The following is an 18,252-nucleotide window of genomic DNA, read 5'->3' as shown; positions in this document are numbered from 1 at the left end:
GAGTCAATTACTCATTGCGGGGAGCGTGGGTTGAAACACTTGGTCGTCGTGGCACCGACGGCCGCCCGTCCCCGTTAGGGCACCGAGTGGAAGAAGGAGCGCAGCCGTGGCCTACTATTTCGATGAACCGTCCCGCACATTCAACGAGTACCTGCTGGTTCCGGGCCATACGCCGGCCGATTGCATTCCGGCGCGCGTCAGCCTGAAGACCCCGCTGGTGAAGTACCGCAAGGGCGAGGAGGAGTGCCCGCTCTCGCTTTCCGTGCCGATGGTTTCCGCCATCATGGCCGCCGTGTCCGACGACAAGATGGCCGTGGCGCTCGCCACCGAGGGCGGTCTGTCGTTCATCTACGGCAACCAATCCATCGAGGACGAGGCCGCCATGGTGGCCCGCGTGAAGGACTACAAGGCCGGCTTCGTCACCTCCGACGCAAACCTTTCCCCCGACATGACGCTCGAGCAGGTAGTGGCTCTGAAGGAGCAGTACGGCCACTCCACCATGCCCGTCACCGACGACGGAAGCGCCCACGGCAAGCTGCTCGGCATCGTGACCGAGCGCGACTACCGCCTCTCCCGCATGTCCATGGACGAGAAGGTGGCCGACTTCATGACGCCGCGCGAGAAGCTCGTGGTGGCTCCGGATGGCACCTCTCTGAAGGCCGCCAACGACATCATCTGGGATCACAAGCTGAACTCGCTGCCCATCGTGGACGCCGAGGACCATCTGGTGGCGCTCGTGTTCCGCAAGGACTACGACTCCCACAAGTCCAATCCCGACGAGCTTTTGGACGCCCACAAGCGCTACATGGTGGGCGCGGGCATCAACTCCCGCGACTACGCCGAGCGTGTGCCGGCGCTTGTCGAGGCCGGCGCCGACGTGCTGTGCATCGATAGCTCCGAGGGCTATTCCGACTGGCAGAAGATGACCATCGAATGGGTGCGCGAGCACTACGGCAACGACGTGAAGATCGGCGCGGGCAACGTGGTTGACGCCGAGGGCTTCCGCTTCCTCGCCGACGCGGGCGCCGACTTTGTGAAGATCGGCATCGGCGGCGGTTCCATCTGCATCACCCGCGAGACCAAGGGCATCGGCCGCGGCCAGGCCACCGCGACCATTGAAGTGGCGAAGGCCCGCGACGAGTACTTCCGCGAGACCGGCATCTACGTGCCCATCTGCTCCGACGGCGGCATCGTGTACGATCATCACATCTCGCTCGCATTGGCCATGGGCGCCGACTTCGTCATGCTGGGCCGCTACTTCGCCCGCTTCGACGAGAGCCCTTCGGCCAAGGTCATGGTGAACGGCACCTACATGAAGGAGTACTGGGGCGAGGGGAGTGCCCGCGCCCGCAACTGGGGCCGCTACGATTTGGGCGGCAAGAAGTCGCTGTCCTTCGAAGAGGGCGTCGATTCGTACGTGCCCTACGCCGGCAGCCTGAAGGACAACATGGCCATCACCCTGCTGAAGCTGAAGAGCACCATGTGCAACTGCGGCGCGCTCACCATTCCCGAGTTCCAAGACAAGGCGAAGCTCACGCTGGTGTCCGCCACTTCCATCGTAGAGGGCGGCGCCCACGACGTGCTGCTGAAGGACAAGGCTCCCTACGCGAGCAACACCCGCTAAACCGGCCGGGATCTTGCGCCGCTGTATGCTGTCGCGAGGATGGCGGGGGCGGTGCCGAGGGTCGCGTAAAGAGGCCGTAGCTTCCGAGGCGAGCTTTTCGAGGTTTTCGACATAATCGACCCTATCGAGGGGCTGCGGTATATTGGCAGTCCCTCGATTTTGTTTGTAGGCGATAAAAGATCAACACTATTCGATATGCCAATTGCTGAGATAAAATGATAAGTGTCGAATTCCGAAGAAAACTTGCCAGATTGACGCGGCTTCGAATGATCGGCCTGCGAGCATCGCGCCCCGGCGCCCCTAGGCGCTCAAAGCGGCGAAGAGGTTTTCCATATCCTGCTCGTAGATGCTGTCGCGCAGGTAAATGAAGCTGATGTCGTGAAAGATGCCCGCATCGGAGAGGGGGATAACGCGCAGCGTGCCCTCTTGCACCTCCCGCTGCACGGCGGCCTCGTAGACGAAGGAAATCCCAAGATCGGCCTGGACGAATATCTTGATGATATCGAGGCTTTCCACGACGAAATGATCGGCGAAGGAGGCAGGCGAGAGATTGCGCTGAGCGAGCGCGTGGACAAGCACGTTGCGGCTGCCGCTGCCCTCCTCGCGCAGAATGAGTCGTTCGCCCAAGAGGTCTTCCAGGGTGCGTGGCGTACGCGGGAAGCGATGCTCGGCTGCGCAAATGGGCACCAAGCGCTCGGACGAGAAGGGGCGTGAGGCATAGCGGGCCTTGTCGAAGAGCCCTTCCACGAAGGCGCAATCGATGGTTCCCGCGTCGAGGAGCTCCATCAGGTGCTGGGTTCCGCCCGAGCGCACGGTGATTTGGATGTCGGGTCGGGCGCCCAGACAGCGGGCGAGGGGCCGGGCCACCACGTACTCGCCGGCGGTCAGCGTCATGCCGATGCGCAGCTTGACCGTGGCGCCATGGGCCACCTCCTCGATGCGCTCGTGCAGTAGCACGTCGTCGTGGGCCATGGTCGCTAGCCCGTCGCGCAGGACACGCCCCGCCGGTGTCAGCTCCAGCTTTTTGCGATGGTAGGTGAACAGCTTCGCGCCGTACTCGCGCTCCAGGTACGTGATGTGCTGGGAGACGGCCGGCTGGGTGAGCGCCAGCTCCTCAGCGGCTCGGGTGTAGTTCAGAGTGCGGCACACGGTGAGGAATGTCTTTACGCGAAAATCCTGCATTGCGTCTCCTTCGATGGGTGCGGTGGTTCCTGGGGGCTCGGGTAGCATATCAATAAACTTCTCTAATGGCTACATAATTATATATAAGTTTTCTTTTGGTAAGAAACCGCGCATAATAAAGCCATCCTACTCCTGCGGATCGTTGCGTTATATCCGGCGATTCGTGGTCGAGACATTTCCGGCTCCAAAGGCCCCGACGAAAGGTGCTCTATGCGCGACATTATCAAGAAAGTACCCATCCCCACAGCGGGCGTGGCCTTGGGCCTGGCCGCTTTGGGCAACTTGCTTCAACCCTATGCCGAGATCGCCCACATTGCTTGCGGGGCGTTGTCTCTCTTCTTGGTGGCTATGCTCGTCGCCAAGCTGATCATGTTCCCCTCCATGCTTCGCGAGGACATGAAGAACTCCGTTTTCGCAAGTGTTTCTGCCACGTTCTTCATGACGCTGATGCAGCTGGCCGGATACTTGGCTCCCGTGGCTATCGTGCCGGCTTTCGGGCTGTGGTGCTCGGCGGTGGCGGGGCATTTCGTGCTGATGACGTGGTTTACCCTGTACTATATCCGCCGCTTCAAGCTCACCGAGGTCTTTCCTACGTACTTCATTTGCTACGTGGGCATCATCGTGGCGGCTGTAACGTCTCCCGTCTTCGGCGCCGAAGCCTTCGGCCAGGGCATTTTCTGGTTCGGCTTTGCCTGCTACCTCGTGCTGCTCGCCGTGGTGACGATGCGCTACATCAAGCATGAGATCCCCGAAGGCGCTCGCCCGCTGTTCTGCATCTATGCTGCTCCTATGGGTCTGTCGCTGGTGGGATATCTGTCGGTTATGCCTGATCCGAACCTGGTGTTCGTGGCCGTGCTCATGGGCCTCGGCCAGCTGATGCTCATCGGCGTCGTCACCCGGGTGCCGAAGTTCCTCGCCCTGCAGTTCTATCCGAGCTACGCAGCCATGACCTTCCCCTTCGTCATCTCCGCGATGGCGCTCGGCAAGGGCGTGCAGGCTCTCTACGCTGCCGGCTACTCCATTCCGGCGCTCCCGGTGATCGAGGCCCTCATCGCCGTGGAGACGCTGTTCGCCGCCGTGATGGTCGCCTACGTCTTCGTGCACTTCATGAAGTTCTTCTTCGGTACGCCGAAGGCGGCCAAGGCCCCGAAGACGCGTCCCGAGGTTCCTGCGGCTCTCACTGTCGAGGTCACCGAATAACGCTTGAACATCTATCGCCTCGCCGGCCCGACGTTCTGCTCTGGCCAACGACGGCCCCTCCTCTCCTCAGCGCCCCGGTCCTCCACTGGGGCGCTCTCCTTTTTGGAGGGGAGTCTCGTTTGTGGCGGGATTTCCCGATTTCCAGCTTGTTGAGCATGCATGAGCGTGGAAATCGGGAAATCCCGCCATATTGTGCTCCATGGGGGATGAGCTTTCAGCTTGCGGTACGCCTCGGAGCTTGCGACGCGTCTCGGGGCGTGCGGCCCTTATCTCTCGATGGCGCGGTTGATGAGGGCGCGCAGCTCGTCGATGCCGTCGCCCTTCTCCGACGACGTCACCACCATGGGCACGCCCCCCGGCAGCTTGAGCGCCTTCTTGATGGCGGCGCGCTGCTTCATCTGCTGCTGCTTCGACAGCTTATCCGCTTTGGTCAGCGCGATGGCGAAGGGAAGCTCGGCGTCCATGAGAAACTGAACCATGTTGCGGTCGAGCGCCGAGGGTTCGTGGCGGATGTCGATGAGCGACACCACGAGTGCGAAGTCGCGATCTTGATTGTAGTAGCCCTCGATGAGCTCGCTCCACCGGCCCTTTTCTGCTTTGGACACTTTCGCGTATCCGTAGCCGGGCAGATCCACGAGATCGTGGCCGTCCACATCGTAGAAGTTGATGGTGGCCGTCTTGCCCGGCGTGGACGACACCTTCGCCAGGCCCTTGCGGTACATGAGCTTGTTGAGTAGCGACGATTTGCCCACGTTCGAGCGCCCCGCGAAGGAAACCTCGGGACCTGTGGATGCTGGCAGCTGCTCCGAGGTGCCGTAAGCGGCTTTAAACGATGCGTTGTGGAAGTTCATGGGTGCTCCTTCGCGGAGGGGATCGCGGTATTTCGCTATCATGGTACTTGAATTGGACGGTCGAAGGGCGAAGGGGCGCGGAAATGACGGCAAATCATAGGAAAGATGCGCTGGAAGTGGCGCACATCACGGGCGTGCAGGGCATCCGCGCCGCCATGGCGCGCTTGGCCGATGAGGAGGCCGACGTGCCGCTGCCTGGCGCAACGCCCGAGGAGGTGCCGCTGGGGCGCCGCATCTGTTCCGTGTGTGCTGCTGACAACGACGGTTCCCGAGAAACCTGCTGGAACTGCGGCGCCTCCCTGCGCCGTGTGCGCTAACTTTTGACATAGCGGTGTGGTTCCAGAAGATCTGCAGGTTGCCGTCGGGCGGATTTTCCGACTTGTTAGATGCCCGCTGCAATAGTCAGCGAGAGCGCCGGCGTGTTTTCGCCGCAAGTTATCGCGATTCGTTAGCGGTCGCCTTCGAAAGGATCGTAGTGCGCATCGGGCATGTCTAACAAGTCGAAAAAAACGCCCGAAATCGGGTGATAGGTTTTCTGGCTCGTCCGTCTATCCCGTGAGGGGCGCGGTCGGGCGCTGGTGCCCCTTTTCCAAGAGCGCATCATGGCTATAATGGGGAAATCAACTCGCGGCCGCGGGGAATGCGCGCGGTCGAAAGCCACGTTTTCGAGGGAGTGCCATGAAAGCCTACAATCCCCATGAGATCGAGCCCCGTTTGCAGTTGGCCTGGGAAGAGGCCGGGCTGTACACGGTGCCGGAGAATTCCGATGCGCCCAAGAAGTATGTCCTGGAGATGTTCCCGTATCCCTCCGGCGACATGCACATGGGGCATGCGAGCAACTACACCTATGGCGACGTGGTGGCCCGCTACTCCAAGATGCAGGGCTTCGACGTGCTGCACCCCATGGGCTGGGACGCCTTCGGTCTGCCGGCGGAGAACGCCGCCATCAAGCATCACAGCCATCCGGCCATCTGGACCTACGAGAACATCGAGACCCAGAAGAAGAGCTTCTCCCGCATGGGCTTTTCCTACGACTGGGATCGCAAGGTGGTGGCGTGCGATCCGGAGTACTACCGCTGGGGCCAGTGGATCTTCCTGAAGTTCTGGGAGCGTGGTCTCGTGGAGCGTCGCAACTCGCCGGTGAACTGGTGTCCGAGCTGCGGCACCGTGCTCGCCAACGAGCAGGTCATCGAGGGCCGCTGCTGGCGATGCGACTCCGAGGTGGAGAAGCGCGACCTCACCCAGTGGTACTACAAGATCACCGACTACGCCCAGGAGCTGCTGGACGACCTCGACCAGCTGGAAGGCTGGCCCGAGCGCGTGAAGCAGCAGCAGGCCAACTGGATCGGCCGCTCCGAGGGCGCCAACGTGGACTTCATCCTGTGCGACCGCGACGGCAACGCGCCGGAGAATCCCACGGAAGACGACATCATCACTGTGTTCACCACGCGCGCCGACACGCTGTTCGGCTGCAGCTTCTTCCTGCTGGCGCCGGAAAGCAAGCTGCTGCACGGCCTCGTGGAAGGCACCGAATATGAGGCGCCGGTCATGGAGTTGGTGGAAGCCGCCAAGAAGGTGACCGCCGTCCAGCGAGCCCAGGGTGACCACGAGAAGCACGGCGCGTTCACGGGCCGCTACGTGGTGAACCCCATCAACGGCGAGAAGGTGCCCGTGTGGGTGGGCGACTACATCGTGGCCGACTACGGCACCGGCGCCGTCATGGCCGTGCCCTGCGGCGACCAGCGCGATTTCGAGTTCGCCCGCAAGTACGATCTGCCCATCATCCCCATCATCCTGCCCGAGGACGATCCGCTGTACCCGCAGCTCAAAGACGAGCAGGGCCGTGAAGTGACCACAGTCGACTGGCCGGAGGCCTATGCCGCCGAGGGCATCCTCGTGCAATCCGGTCCCTACACGGGCATGCGCGGCGGCAAGCACTCCGAGGGCGAAGCGGCCATCGTGGCCGCGCTGGAAGAAATGGGCCGAGGCAAGCGCACCGTGGAGTTCCGCCTGCGCGACTGGCTCATCTCCCGCCAGCGCTATTGGGGCAACCCCATCCCCGCCATCCACTGCGAGAAGTGCGGCGTGGTGCCCGTGCCCGAGGAAGATCTGCCCGTGCGCCTGCCCGAGGACATCGATCTGGCCGCCGGCGAGACGCTGGCCACCCATGCCGGGTTCGTGAACACCACCTGCCCGGTTTGCGGCGGCCCGGCCAAGCGCGAGACCGACACCATGGACACCTTCACGTGCTCCAGCTGGTACTACATGCGCTACACCGACCCGCACAACGTGCACGCCCCCTTCAATCCGGAAAAGACCAACGCCTGGATGCCCGTCGATCAGTACATCGGCGGCATCGAGCACGCCATCCTGCACCTGCTCTACAGCCGTTTCTTCACGAAGGTGCTGCGCGACTGCGGCCTGCTCGACTTCGACGAGCCCTTCACGAACCTTTTGTGCCAGGGCATGGTGCTCGACGCCCACGGCGATGTGATGAGCAAGTCGAAGGGCAACGTGGTCTCGCCCGAGGAGATGATCGCCGAATATGGCGCCGACGCCGTGCGCGCCTACATCCTGTTTTTGGGGCCGCCCGAGAAGGAGAAGCTGTGGAACGAGGACGGCCTGCCGGGCATGTACAAGTTCCTGAACCGTCTGTGGCGCCAGGTGCACGACTTGTGCGGCAAGGCCGGCGACGAAACGCTGTTCGCTCAGAAGCCGGCCGACGAGGCCGCGGTCGCTGCGGCGAAGAAGCTCGTCCGCGAGCGCCATCGCGTGGTGGAGAAGGTGTCGGCCGACATCGAGCGCAACAACTTCAACACCGCCATCGCCGCCATCATGGAGCTGTCGAACGCCGCCGGCGAGTACCTGCGTGCGGCGAGCCCCGATGACCGCGCCGCTTGCGAGGACCACCGCGCGCTCGATGCGGAAGTGGCCGAGGTGCTCGTGAAGCTCGTGGCGCCGTTCACACCCCATTTGGCCGACGAGCTGTGGCGCGAGGCGCTGGGCCGCGAGGGCTTCGTCTACGACCAGCCGTGGCCGGAATACGACCCCGACCAGGCCCGCGCCGACGAGGTGGAGCTGGCCGTGCAGATTTGCGGCAAGATCAAGGGTCGTGTGACCGTGGCCGCCGACGCCCCGGAGCCCGAGGTGCTCGCCGCCGCCCGCGAGGCCGTGGCCGCCGCCCTTGAGGGCAAGACGGTGAAAAAGGAAGTCTACGTCCCCGGCCGTTTAGTGAACATCGTCGCGGTGTAACTGAGGTTCTTTCGCAAGCAGAATCCGTAGGGGGCGACCTTGGTCGCCCCTCTTTTTGTCGTGCGTCCATAATCCGCTCGCAAGGGCTGACCAAGGTCAGCCCTCGCGGAAGAGGATGCGCATCTCCGCAGGGCGCCCAGAGGTCTGCGAGTGGATCCGCCCTCCCGCAGCGGGCGCTGCTAACTGAGCACCTCGTCTAAAGCTTCGAAGAGCTTGTCGATTTCGACGGGCTTGGTGAGGTGGCCGTTCATGCCGCTGCGCAGGGCCTTCTGGCGATCCTCTTCAAAGGCGTCGGCGGTCATGGCGAGAATGGGCACCTGTGCCCGGGTGGGGTCGTTCAGGCGACGGATGGCCTTGGTGGCCTCGTAGCCGTTCATGACCGGCATCTGCACGTCCATGAGCACCAGCTGGTAGTGCCCCGACGGCGCGTCCATGATCTTCTCCACCGCCTCGCAGCCGTTGACGGCGTATTCCACGGTGAAGCCCTCGTCTTCCAGAAGGGTGATGGCGATCTCGCGGTTCAGGTCGTTGTCGTCCACGAGCAGGATGCGGCTGTGGCGCAGCCGGTGGCTCGGATCAACGTGCTGGGTCTTGGCCGCCTGGGCCGTCGCGGCGTCTCCCTCGCCGGCCAGCTGCGGGGTCAGCTCGACGGTGAAGGCGGTGCCCTTGTTCTTGGCGCTCTTCACGGAGATCGTGCCGTGCATCATGTCCACGAGGTTCTTCGTGATGGCCATGCCGAGCCCCGTGCCCTGGATGCCGCTGATGGTGGAGGTGCGCTCGCGCTCGAAGGGGTCGAAGATGTGCTCGACGAATTCGGGGCTCATGCCAATGCCCGTGTCCGACACGGTGAAGCGGTAGCGTCCGTAGCCGACCGGCGCGCCGGGCAGCTCGTCCAGCGTCACCTTGATGAAGCCGCCGGGATTCGTGAACTTCAGGGCGTTGCCCAGCAAGTTCAAGAGAATCTGGTTGATGCGCAGCTTGTCGCAGCGCACCTCGGTGTGGCGGACGCTCTCGGTGTTGATGGAGAAGTACAGTTGCCGCGCGCTCGTCTCGGCCTGAATGATGCTGTAGAGATCGTCCAGAAGATCGACGAGGTTGTAGGGCTGCTCGTCCAGCGAGACCTTGCCGCTCTCGATATGGCTCATGTCCAGAATGTCGTTGATGAGGCTCAAGAGATGCGTGCTGGAGGACTTGATCTTGTTCAGGTACTCCTCCACTTTCTCCGGCTGATCGAGGCGGCTGGCAGCCAGAGTGGTGAAGCCCACAATGGCGTTCATGGGCGTGCGGATGTCGTGGGACATGTTCGAGAGGAAGGCGCTCTTGGCGGCGTTGGCCTTGTTGGCCTGGGTCAGTGCCTCTTCCAACAGGGCCTTCTTCTTCATCTCCTCGCGGGTTTGCACGTCGACGCTGCGCAGGCCCAGCACCATGTTGTGAGCTTGGGGCCAATCGCCGCCGCGCACGACGGTGGCCTGGCAGTACTCCGTAACGTCGCCGTGGTTGATGCGATAGTTCACATGGATACGGCTCTCGTCGGTCAGGCGCGTGATGAGGCTTTCCGCCGAAAGCGCGTCGCGCAGCATGGCCTGGTCCTCTTCCACGACAGCTTCATTGATGTATCCGCCGAGGCAGCTGTCAAGATTGAGCTCGCCGGCGAACAGCTCGTCCAGCTTGCGAAGCCTGTCGCCGCTGACGCGCAGGGCCTCGCCCGCTTTGGTGTCCAGGCTGAAGGAGCACACGAGCAGGTAGTCCTCGGAAAGCGCCTGGATGAGATCGCGCTGGCGGCGCTCCTTGCGCACTTCTTCCTTTTTCTTGTCCGTGTAATCGAGCAGGTAACGCTGCAAGAGCAGCTCGCCATCGCTTTCGATGAGCTTCACGTTGCCCATGACATGCACGATGTCGCCGTTGTCGTGGCGCACGCGGTACTCGGTGCTCACCGAGTCGCCGACGTTCTTCAGGGTAGCGATTGATTCGCGCATCTTCCCGGCGTCCTCATCGACGACCGAGGGGGCCACCATGTCGAAGCCGGCGGCCATGAGGTCTTCCGCCGAATCGTAGCCCAAAATGTCCAGGGCCGCCTGGTTGATGCCGAGCAGGCGCGTGCCGTCGAGCGAATGGGTGATGACGCCGCAGTCCATGGTGGTGAAAATGGTTTCCATGGTGCGGTTCTTCTCGACGATCTCGTCCTCGTAGGCGCGTTCCTGGGTGACGTCGATGCCCACGCCAACGGTGCCCATGACCGAGCCGTCGATGTTGTAGAGGGGCGACTTGTAGGTGGTGAGCAGGCGCGTGCCATCGCTGGTCTGCACGGTCTCCTCCGAGACAATGGTGGACTTGGCGGCCATGACCCGGCGCTCCGATTCTATGCAGGCGGGATCGTCTGCCTCCACGTCCCAGATGTAGGCGTGGCCTCGGCCCTGAACCTGCTCTTTGGTCTTGTTCACCGTGGCGCAGAAGGCGTCGTTGACCTTGTGATGGATGCCGTCCTTGGACTTGTACCACACGAGCGACGGAATGGAATTGATGGTGGCTTCCAAATACTGGCTCGTCTCCCAGGAGTCGGCGTAGCGCTTGCAGGCGCGCTGCCAATGGTTGAAGCGCCAGGATGCCTCGGCGGCGCTCAAGGGCGCGATCCACAGGTCGGCGATGTCGTTGAAGTAGGGCTCGACGGCGGGCACTTGGTCGTGGGTGACGATGAGGGTGACCGTTGTGGTGGCCTGCCGGTGAGCGGCGAAGACGCGGGCCCAGGCGGCGGCATCGTGGCCCGTGGCATCGGCGAAAATGGCGCTGGCCTGGGCGGTGAGCGCCTCTTCGGGCTCGTCACTGCGCGTGAAATGGTGCGTGAAGCTTGGCTGCGGCTGCGCATCTTCGATAATGCGTGCGATCTCGTCGGGCAGGCCCACGAGGTAGAAAGTCACCGGGCAATGGTACATGGCGCGCGTCCTTTGGAGTTGCTCAACGTGTCGTTGCCGTAACAACGAGGAAACGGTTTCTCAACCTGTGTAGTATACCAACTTTATCAGGGATGACTTCCCGCACCGCTGGACAAGTTTGAATTTTTGCTATAGTGTACCCCGCTTTTCCGATGCTACGAAGGAGGTGGCCTGTGGCCCGCGACAACGCCCGACCCGTGCCCTGGTGGCGCTGGTGCGCTCGCGTGCTGCTGGCCGTCTGCGCGCTGGCGGTGCTTATCGTGGGCGTGGCCAACGTGGTCACCGTGGCCGCGACGCGCGATCGGGTGGTCACCGTGGAAGGGGCCGCATCGGCGCTGGCCAGCGACCCTGCCGATGCCGTGGTGGTGCTGGGGGCCAGCGTGTACGCCGACGGCACGCCGAGCGATATTTTGGCTGATCGCTTGGAAGTGGCCTGCGACTTGTACAAGAGCGGTGCGGCCCGGGCCATCATCGTCAGCGGCGACAACCGCACCTCCCACTACAACGAGTCCGACGCCATGAAGGCGTACTGCGTGGAGCTGGGCGTGCCGAGCGAGGACGTGTACGTAGACCATGCGGGCAACACCACCTACGAGTCGATGTGGCGGGCGCGGCACGTGTTCGGGGCGGACCGCATCATCGTGGCCACCCAGGCCTATCATCTGTATCGCGCCATGTTCGCTGCCGATTGCTTGGGCATGCAGGTGTGGGGCGTGCCCTGCGACAAGGGGGCCTACGACAACCAGCGGGCTTACAGCATCCGCGAGGTGCTCGCTCGCACGAAGGACTTCTACGCGGCGCTGCTGCAGGTGCCGGTGGACACGGCCGGCGAGGCGGTATCGCTGAACGGTTCCGGAGATCTGACGTGAGGGGGCGCTTGTGCAGACGCTAGGCACCGAACTGGACCGAACCATTGCCGGTTGGGGCCCTGAAGCCGCCGCAGCTCTCAAGCGCTCGCGGAACAAGGATCGCTTCCGCGCGGCCGTGGAGCGCACGTGGCGCTTGCGCCCGGACGTGGGACGGTTTGTCCTCATGCACACCAACGGCATCTACATCGCCAAGGACGAGCGCCCCCGCAAAGGGCCCGACCGCCACAAGGACTGGTGGGTCTTCGGCATGTACCTGGACGACGCCATGGCGCGCACCGAGGTGGACGCCTGGCAGTCGGTGCTGCTCATGAACCTGGAGCAAGAGGGTTTCGCCGTCAACGAGCTGCGCTTCTTCCCTGCGAAATGGGATATGCGCCAGCGGCGGCTGTTTCCGGAATTGTGGGAGGAAGGGGAGAACGCCCGCGTTCCCGGCAACCGTGACGGGCTCAAGTACCAGGACGAGGCGCGGGCCTTGGATATCGTGAAGCGGGCCGTGTTTCTCGTCTTCGAGGACACCGAGCTGGCCTGGGCTCTTCTCGAGAAAGTTCGCGGTGCCTCGGTGCGGGAGATGTTCGCCGCGGGATCAACCGGCGAGACGGCAGTTCGGGATGGCAAGCGACAGGGGGAGAAGCGCTACCGGCTGCTTCTTTACGTGGATGACGTGGCGCAGACAAAGCCGATCGTGGAGGCGTACTCGGAGGCCATTCGGTCGCGCGCCCGCCTGCTGGGCTTGCGTCTCGGCTCCATTTGGGTGCGGAAGGCTCCGCCTCTGCTGGCCGGCAAGCACGCGTTTAAGCGCACGGGAACGTCGGAGCCGCTGCGCGACGAGGCGCTGCGGGGCGGTTCAGCCGAATAGCTTCAAGGCGACGGTGTCGTCGAGGACGATTTTCAGTTCGCGGCCATTCGGCAGCGCGTAGGTATAGTAGAGCGGCTCCTCCGGACGGCTGAACACGCGGCTCAGCGGCACGTCGGCGGCGCAGTAGATGCGGCGGCAGCGGGCCGAGACGCGATCTTGGGTGGCGAACAGCAACGGATCCTCGTAGCGGTCGCAGCCCTGGCTGAAGAAGTAGTTGTGGGCGTCGTCCCACCCGAAGTGCTGGATGATGAGCCGATGCAGGTCGGCAAGGGTCTCGTCGGCGCTCATGAAGGCGCTGCACTGCGGGGAGGAGTCGTCCGCCGGCCCGATAACGAGGGTGAGCGCAGCATTCGAAAAGACCCCCTCGCACGGGGCCGCTTCGGGCGCGCGCCACCATTGGCCGGGAAATTCGATGATCTTGGCGGTCACGACTCGAGCCTTTCTCGTCCTCCTCATGACGGGGGCATTGTAACAGGAGTTTTCCCTAAGGGAAATCAAATGGTTGAAATTGGCCGAAAAAGTAGCTTCAAGCAGGGATAAGGTGTCTATTTACACTAAGTAAATAAGTCAGGAATTCAAGGGATTTGGTGAGTCTTTCGCCGGGGCGCCCGGTCTTGCGGGAGCCCGGTATTATCATCGCAGCAGCGTCTCTCCTCGTTGATGAGAGATTAATGGCCGCAGCTGCGCTGCGATGACCAAAATGAGTGGTTGCCCGACGGCGCGGAGCCGGTCGAGGCGTTTTGCACGCGGCATTGTCGGTTGCGCGGGCGGGAAGGTGGGGCATGGCCCAGCAGAAGGGGAGAACGAGCAAGGCGGACGCCACCCGGCGCCAATTGCTGGATGCGGCGATCGAGGTCATTTCCGAACGCGGCTACGCAGACACGACGGTGGAGCGCATCGTGGAGGTGGCGGGCGTTTCGAAGGGCGTGGCCTACTACCACTTCTCCAGCAAGGCCGATATCGCCACCTGCATCCTCGTGGAGGGCATTGGCGAGATCGTCGACGACTTTGTGGCTATCGCCGGTAAGGCCCCTTCGGCCGTGGAAGCCCTTACGGCCATGATGGATTCTTTCGCCGCGACTATTTTCCGCAACGCCGGATTCGGGCGCATCCTCGTGTCGGAGTTGTGGCGGCGCGGGCGCGAATGGTCCGAGCCGATGCGCGCTTTGGAGGAGCGCCTGCTGGCGGTGCTGCGCGGGCAGATCGAGCGCGGGCAGCGCGAGGGCAGCATTCGCGGCGATATCGATGCGGCGTTCGAGGCGGTGGCCGTGGTGGGCATGGTGCTCACGACGACGCTGCACTACATCCGCGAGGCCGAACAGCGCGTCGAGGAAGGCTGCGACTGCGCCGAGGCGTTTGCGGCGGCGGAGCGCTCGCTTACCGCGCGCATTTGCGACTACGTGCACCACGCCAACGCGTAGGGGGCCGGGGCTTCTGCCGCCCTTGCGCGCCGCCGACCCTCGCGCCGCCACCCGCATGCGCCGCCGCCCTTGCGCGCCGCCGCACGCATGCGCCACCACCCGCGTGCGCCGCCGCACGAAACCGCTTTTTCTCCGTCAGCGCAACTGTTGCTTTAGCGCGCTAAAGTTCGCGGTATGCTGGGGATGCCTACTGAAAGGAGCTTTTCGTGTACAAGATCTACTGCCTGAACAACATCTCTCCTGAGGGCCTGGCCCTGCTCACCGACAACTATGAGGTCACCGAGAACATCGACGAGGCCGACGCCATCCTCGTGCGCTCCGCCGACATGCACGAGATGGAAGTGCCCGCGAACCTGAAGGCCGTGGCCCGCGCCGGCGCTGGCGTGAACAACATCCCGCTGGACAAGTTCGCCGAGGCCGGCATCGCCGTCTTCAACACGCCGGGCGCCAATGCCAACGCCGTGAAGGAGCTTGTGCTGGCCGGCATGCTGCTGGCGAGCCGCGACATCATCGGCGGCGTGGCGTGGGTGCGCGACAACGCCGATGATGAGAACGTGGGCAAGGCCGCCGAGAAGGCCAAGAAGCAGTTCGCAGGCGGCGAGATTCTTGGCAAGACGTTGGGCGTCATTGGCCTGGGTGCCATCGGCAAGCTGGTGGCGCAGTCCGCCGAGGCGCTGGGCATGAAGGTCATCGGCTACGATCCGGCCATGGACGAGATCACCGTGCACGAGCAGATTTCCCCGACGGTGGAGTTCGCCGACCTGCCGAAGGTTCTCAAGGAGAGCGACTTCATCACCATCCACGTGCCGGCGCTGCCCGCCACCAAGGGTATGATCAACGCCGACGCCATCGCTCAGATGAAGGACGGCGTCGTGTTCCTGAACTTCTCCCGCGACGTGCTGGTCGATGATGCCGCCATGGCCGAGGCGCTTGAGTCCGGCAAGGTGGCCGCGTATGTGACCGACTTCGCCAACCCGGCCGTCGTGAAGATGGAGCGCGCTATCGTCATCCCGCATCTGGGCGCCTCCACCGCCGAGGCCGAGGACAACTGCGCCAAGATGGCCGTCGAGGAAGTCATGGCCTACCTCGAGCGCGGCGAGAAGATCCACTGCGTGAATATGTAGAAACTCGGTAATGCGGGTGGCGAAGGAGAACGCCCTCTCGTCGCCCGCTTATCGCTTGATCCTGCTGCGAATGCGGCAAAAGAAGCAGAGAAGATGACGCGCATGGGTCGGTACCATCCCGACATCGTTGCTGCTGAAGCAGAATCTGCTTCTTAACGGCCGCATTCTCCGCAGGGCGATAAGAGGTCGCCGAGAGGGCGTTCTCCTTCGCTGGCTGCGTGCGATTCGAATTAGCCAGTTGGTTCGCCTATAATAGGCGGAAAACTTCGTGGAAGGAGAGGGCGATGAGTGTGGAGCGGCCTTGCATATTGGTGGGAGTGACCGGGTGCATTGCGGCCTACAAGGCCGGGGAGATCGTGCGCGGGCTGCAGAAGGCGGGCGTGCGCGTGAAGGTGGTCATGACCGAGCACGGTACGCACTTCGTCGACCCGGTGACGTTCCGGGCGCTCACCCACGAGAAGGTGGCGGTGGGGCTGTTCGACGATCCGTCCGATCCCATTCGCCACATTTCGCTCGCCCAGGAATGCGACGTGTTCCTCATTGCGCCGTGCACGGCCAACGTGATGGCGAAGGTGGCCTGCGGCATTGCCGACGACTTGCTGTCCACCACGGCCCTGGCGACCACGGCGACGCTGGCCATCGCGCCGGCGGCCAACGTGCACATGTACGAGGCCGCGGCCACCCAGGAGAACATGGCCACGCTGCGCCGTCGCGGTGTGCGCTTCATCGAAGGGGATGCGGGCTATCTGGCCTGCGGCGACGTGGGTCGCGGGCGCCTGGCCGACCCGGCCGTCATCGTGCGCGAGACGCTGGGGCTTCTGGCCGAGCGCGTGGGCCTGGACGCCCTGCGCGAGGCCTGCGAGCAGCACGGCGAAGTGCCGTTCGCGACCGTGATGGAGCAGATCGATGCTGCGCGCGCGTCGGCTTCTGCGTCTTCCACTGAGGACGCTGCCGCAAGCGCTTCCGCCCCGTGCTATCCCGAGCAGAGCGCCGAAGGCTCGGAGTCGAAGGATCTCCCAACTGCTGCCGTTCCCGACACCCCGCTGCCGGCCGCCGTGGCCGATGGCGCGGCCACCATGCCCGCGGGCGCGCTCGCTGGCCGCACGGTGCTCGTGACGGCTGGCCCTACGGTGGAACCCATCGACTCGGTGCGCTACATTTCTAATTACTCCTCGGGCAAGATGGGCTATGCCATCGCCGAGGCCGCTGCGGCTGCCGGCGCGCGGGTGGTGCTCGTGTCGGGCCCGGTGGCCCTCGCCGCACCTGATGGCGTGGAAGTGGTGCCCGTGAAGACGGCCCGCGACATGCTGGCCGCCGCTTCTTCGGTGTTCCCGGCCGCCGATGCCGCCATCTTCGCCGCCGCTGTGGCCGACCTGTGCCCGGCGAACCCGGCCGACCGCAAGCTCAAGAAGGGCCGCGACGATGCGGCGCTCGCCAACGTGCCCCTCACGGAGAACCCCGACATCCTGGCCACTCTGGCCGCGGGTAAGCGTCCCGATCAGTACGTGGTGGGCTTCGCCGCCGAGACTGACGACGTGCTCATGAACGCCCATGCCAAGCTCAAGAAGAAGAATGCCGACATGATTGTGGCCAACCAGGTGGGCGACGGCCTCGCCTTCGGCACCGACAACAACGAGGTGTGGCTCGTCACGGAAGGCGACGACGTGCTTCTGCCCCTCATGAGCAAACGCGCCGTAGCCGAGCGCCTCGTGGAAGTGGTGGCCGCGCACTTGGACTAGAGGCAGCGCCGTTTTGGACGAAAATTTTGAGTTGTTAGAGTTTTGCGCGAAGCAGCGGTCGTGCGCTGCCGGTTTAGGCTTTTGACGACCTGGGGTTTTGCGTGATGGGGCAAAAACCGAGAGCAGCCAGGGGCGGAATGGTCTTGCTTTTAATGCTGACAACTCTAACAACTCGAAAAAATGGCATCCTTATCGGGTGTACCTTTTCTGAAGAGGGGAATAGCGAGCGTTCTGATGAGATGACGCAGGCTTCGATAGCGCAGGTGCTGAGGTCTCCATTGCAGCTGATTACGAATTCGTAAGGAGACTTGCTTTCTCGCCGTTCGGGCGCGGTTTCCCATAATAGGACGCTATCATGGTGCCAAGCGAGAAAGGCCGTCGGGCGCGGTGGCTTGGCGACCGCGCCCGACGGCTGCGGCGACGTGCGCGTGGAAAGGGGCATCATGCGGGTTCTGCTGGTTGAGGACGATCATGCCATCGTGCGGGCGCTGACCGACCTTTTGGAAGGGGAGGGCTTCGCCGTGCGCTCGTGCGCGACCCAGGACGGAGCGTGCGCGGCGCTGGCGGCTGACGACTTCGACATTGCGCTGCTTGATGTGACGCTGGCCCAGGGCAATGGGTTCGCCGTGTGCGCGGCGGCCCGCGAGGCGGCGCCGGATATGCCCGTCATCTTCCTCACCGCCTCCGACGACGAGTACTCCACGGTGGCGGGGCTCGATATGGGGGCCGTCGACTACATCGCCAAGCCCTTCCGCGCCCGCGAGCTCATCTCGCGCATCCGCGGGGCCCTGCGGCGCACAGCCCCGGCCTCCAACGTGCTCACCGTCGGCGACGTGCGGCTCGACGTGGCCTCGGCGGCCGTGACCAAGGACGGCCGCGAGGTGTTCCTCTCGGCGCTGGAGTACCGGCTGCTGCTGTACTTCTTGCAGCACAAGGGCAAGCTTGTCACCCGCGAGAACCTGCGCGACGCTATTTGGGACAGCGCCGGGGAGTACGTGTCGGACAACGCGCTGAACGTCTATGTGAAGCGCCTGCGCGAGAAGGTGGAGACCGATCCCGCTGAACCTGAGCTCATCGTCACCGTGCGCGGCCTCGGCTACAAAGTGGGGGAGTAGGGGCGATGGCGCGAGTTCGGTGGCCGAAGGCCGTGCGGTCGATGGGGTGCGTCGTGTGGCCGATGGAGTGCGCCGCCACGGCACGAGGG

At 63.7% G+C, this 18,252-nt stretch carries 14 protein-coding genes; 10 read left to right on the top strand and 4 right to left on the bottom strand.

Going from position 1 to position 18,252, the window contains the following annotated elements; genetic code table 11:
• Positions 1-106: 106 nt before the first annotated feature.
• Entirely contained in the window at positions 107-1,624 is a 1,518-nt protein-coding gene (locus tag ACYVRU_RS02180; protein ID WP_461185678.1) for an IMP dehydrogenase, read from the top strand.
• A gap of 300 nt (positions 1,625-1,924) precedes the next feature.
• Here the strand turns inward: ACYVRU_RS02180 and ACYVRU_RS02175 are convergent, their stop codons facing one another.
• Positions 1,925-2,806 (bottom strand): LysR substrate-binding domain-containing protein, encoded by an 882-nt coding sequence (locus tag ACYVRU_RS02175; RefSeq protein ID WP_117284264.1) that lies wholly within the window; start codon positions 2,804-2,806, stop codon positions 1,925-1,927.
• A gap of 210 nt (positions 2,807-3,016) precedes the next feature.
• Between ACYVRU_RS02175 and ACYVRU_RS02170 the strand changes: the two genes are divergently transcribed.
• Complete coding sequence (locus ACYVRU_RS02170; RefSeq protein WP_117284265.1) at positions 3,017-4,006, top strand: TDT family transporter; 990 nt, start codon at positions 3,017-3,019, stop codon at positions 4,004-4,006.
• A 266-nt stretch (positions 4,007-4,272) separates the two neighbouring features.
• Here ACYVRU_RS02170 and yihA read toward each other — a convergent pair whose 3' ends face one another.
• Positions 4,273-4,857: a ribosome biogenesis GTP-binding protein YihA/YsxC gene (gene yihA / locus ACYVRU_RS02165; RefSeq protein WP_022740782.1), complete on the bottom strand. Its 585-nt coding sequence runs from the start codon at positions 4,855-4,857 to the stop codon at positions 4,273-4,275.
• A gap of 83 nt (positions 4,858-4,940) precedes the next feature.
• On the opposite strand from yihA, the gene ACYVRU_RS02160 reads away from it, so the two are divergent.
• A complete protein-coding gene (locus ACYVRU_RS02160) occupies positions 4,941-5,174 on the top strand; it encodes a hypothetical protein (protein ID WP_157012408.1) in 234 nt (77 codons plus the stop codon).
• 361 nt (positions 5,175-5,535) lie between these two features.
• Positions 5,536-8,109: a leucine--tRNA ligase gene (gene leuS / locus ACYVRU_RS02155; protein WP_452039287.1), complete on the top strand. Its 2,574-nt coding sequence runs from the start codon at positions 5,536-5,538 to the stop codon at positions 8,107-8,109.
• A 179-nt stretch (positions 8,110-8,288) separates the two neighbouring features.
• Here the strand turns inward: leuS and ACYVRU_RS02150 are convergent, their stop codons facing one another.
• Entirely contained in the window at positions 8,289-11,039 is a 2,751-nt protein-coding gene (locus ACYVRU_RS02150; protein ID WP_452039286.1) for a PAS domain-containing hybrid sensor histidine kinase/response regulator, read from the bottom strand.
• Between the two features lie 173 nt (positions 11,040-11,212).
• On the opposite strand from ACYVRU_RS02150, the gene ACYVRU_RS02145 reads away from it, so the two are divergent.
• Together ACYVRU_RS02145 and ACYVRU_RS02140 are read left to right on the top strand one after the other, a co-directional pair.
• Positions 11,213-11,908 (top strand): SanA/YdcF family protein, encoded by a 696-nt coding sequence (locus ACYVRU_RS02145; protein ID WP_227070438.1) that lies wholly within the window; start codon positions 11,213-11,215, stop codon positions 11,906-11,908.
• 10 nt (positions 11,909-11,918) lie between these two features.
• Positions 11,919-12,764 (top strand): hypothetical protein, encoded by an 846-nt coding sequence (locus ACYVRU_RS02140; RefSeq protein ID WP_461185677.1) that lies wholly within the window; start codon positions 11,919-11,921, stop codon positions 12,762-12,764.
• Here the strand turns inward: ACYVRU_RS02140 and ACYVRU_RS02135 are convergent.
• On the bottom strand, positions 12,753-13,193 hold the full coding sequence (locus tag ACYVRU_RS02135) for an IS1096 element passenger TnpR family protein (protein ID WP_198161018.1): 441 nt from the start codon (positions 13,191-13,193) through the stop codon (positions 12,753-12,755). The genes ACYVRU_RS02140 and ACYVRU_RS02135 overlap by 12 nt on opposite strands.
• Before the next feature lie 353 nt (positions 13,194-13,546).
• Between ACYVRU_RS02135 and ACYVRU_RS02130 the strand changes: the two genes are divergently transcribed.
• The 4 genes from ACYVRU_RS02130 to ACYVRU_RS02115 all read left to right on the top strand — a co-directional run bounded on the left by ACYVRU_RS02130 (position 13,547) and on the right by ACYVRU_RS02115 (position 18,163).
• Entirely contained in the window at positions 13,547-14,185 is a 639-nt protein-coding gene (locus tag ACYVRU_RS02130) for a TetR/AcrR family transcriptional regulator (RefSeq protein ID WP_157012414.1), read from the top strand.
• A gap of 206 nt (positions 14,186-14,391) precedes the next feature.
• Entirely contained in the window at positions 14,392-15,309 is a 918-nt protein-coding gene (locus ACYVRU_RS02125) for a 3-phosphoglycerate dehydrogenase (protein WP_227070437.1), read from the top strand.
• A gap of 284 nt (positions 15,310-15,593) precedes the next feature.
• Positions 15,594-17,048 (top strand): bifunctional phosphopantothenoylcysteine decarboxylase/phosphopantothenate synthase, encoded by a 1,455-nt coding sequence (locus ACYVRU_RS02120; RefSeq protein ID WP_452039285.1) that lies wholly within the window; start codon positions 15,594-15,596, stop codon positions 17,046-17,048.
• 443 nt (positions 17,049-17,491) lie between these two features.
• The gene (locus ACYVRU_RS02115) at positions 17,492-18,163 is read left to right on the top strand and encodes a response regulator transcription factor (RefSeq protein WP_114548870.1); all 672 of its coding nucleotides are present in this window, start codon (positions 17,492-17,494) and stop codon (positions 18,161-18,163) included.
• Positions 18,164-18,252 lie beyond the last annotated feature (89 nt).

Source organism: Adlercreutzia sp. CNCM I-6216 (assembly GCF_977113345.1).
This window is presented reverse-complemented; position numbering and strand designations above follow the sequence as displayed.

Coding starts and splice junctions, on each gene's coding strand:
- ACYVRU_RS02175 (WP_117284264.1), bottom strand. CDS start 2,806: ATGCAGGATTTTCGCGTAAAGACATTCCTCACCGTGTGCCGCACTCTG.
- ACYVRU_RS02170 (WP_117284265.1), top strand. CDS start 3,017: ATGCGCGACATTATCAAGAAAGTACCCATCCCCACAGCGGGCGTGGCC.
- yihA (WP_022740782.1), bottom strand. CDS start 4,857: ATGAACTTCCACAACGCATCGTTTAAAGCCGCTTACGGCACCTCGGAG.
- ACYVRU_RS02160 (WP_157012408.1), top strand. CDS start 4,941: ATGACGGCAAATCATAGGAAAGATGCGCTGGAAGTGGCGCACATCACG.
- leuS (WP_452039287.1), top strand. CDS start 5,536: ATGAAAGCCTACAATCCCCATGAGATCGAGCCCCGTTTGCAGTTGGCC.
- ACYVRU_RS02150 (WP_452039286.1), bottom strand. CDS start 11,039: ATGTACCATTGCCCGGTGACTTTCTACCTCGTGGGCCTGCCCGACGAG.
- ACYVRU_RS02130 (WP_157012414.1), top strand. CDS start 13,547: ATGGCCCAGCAGAAGGGGAGAACGAGCAAGGCGGACGCCACCCGGCGC.
- ACYVRU_RS02120 (WP_452039285.1), top strand. CDS start 15,594: ATGAGTGTGGAGCGGCCTTGCATATTGGTGGGAGTGACCGGGTGCATT.
- ACYVRU_RS02115 (WP_114548870.1), top strand. CDS start 17,492: ATGCGGGTTCTGCTGGTTGAGGACGATCATGCCATCGTGCGGGCGCTG.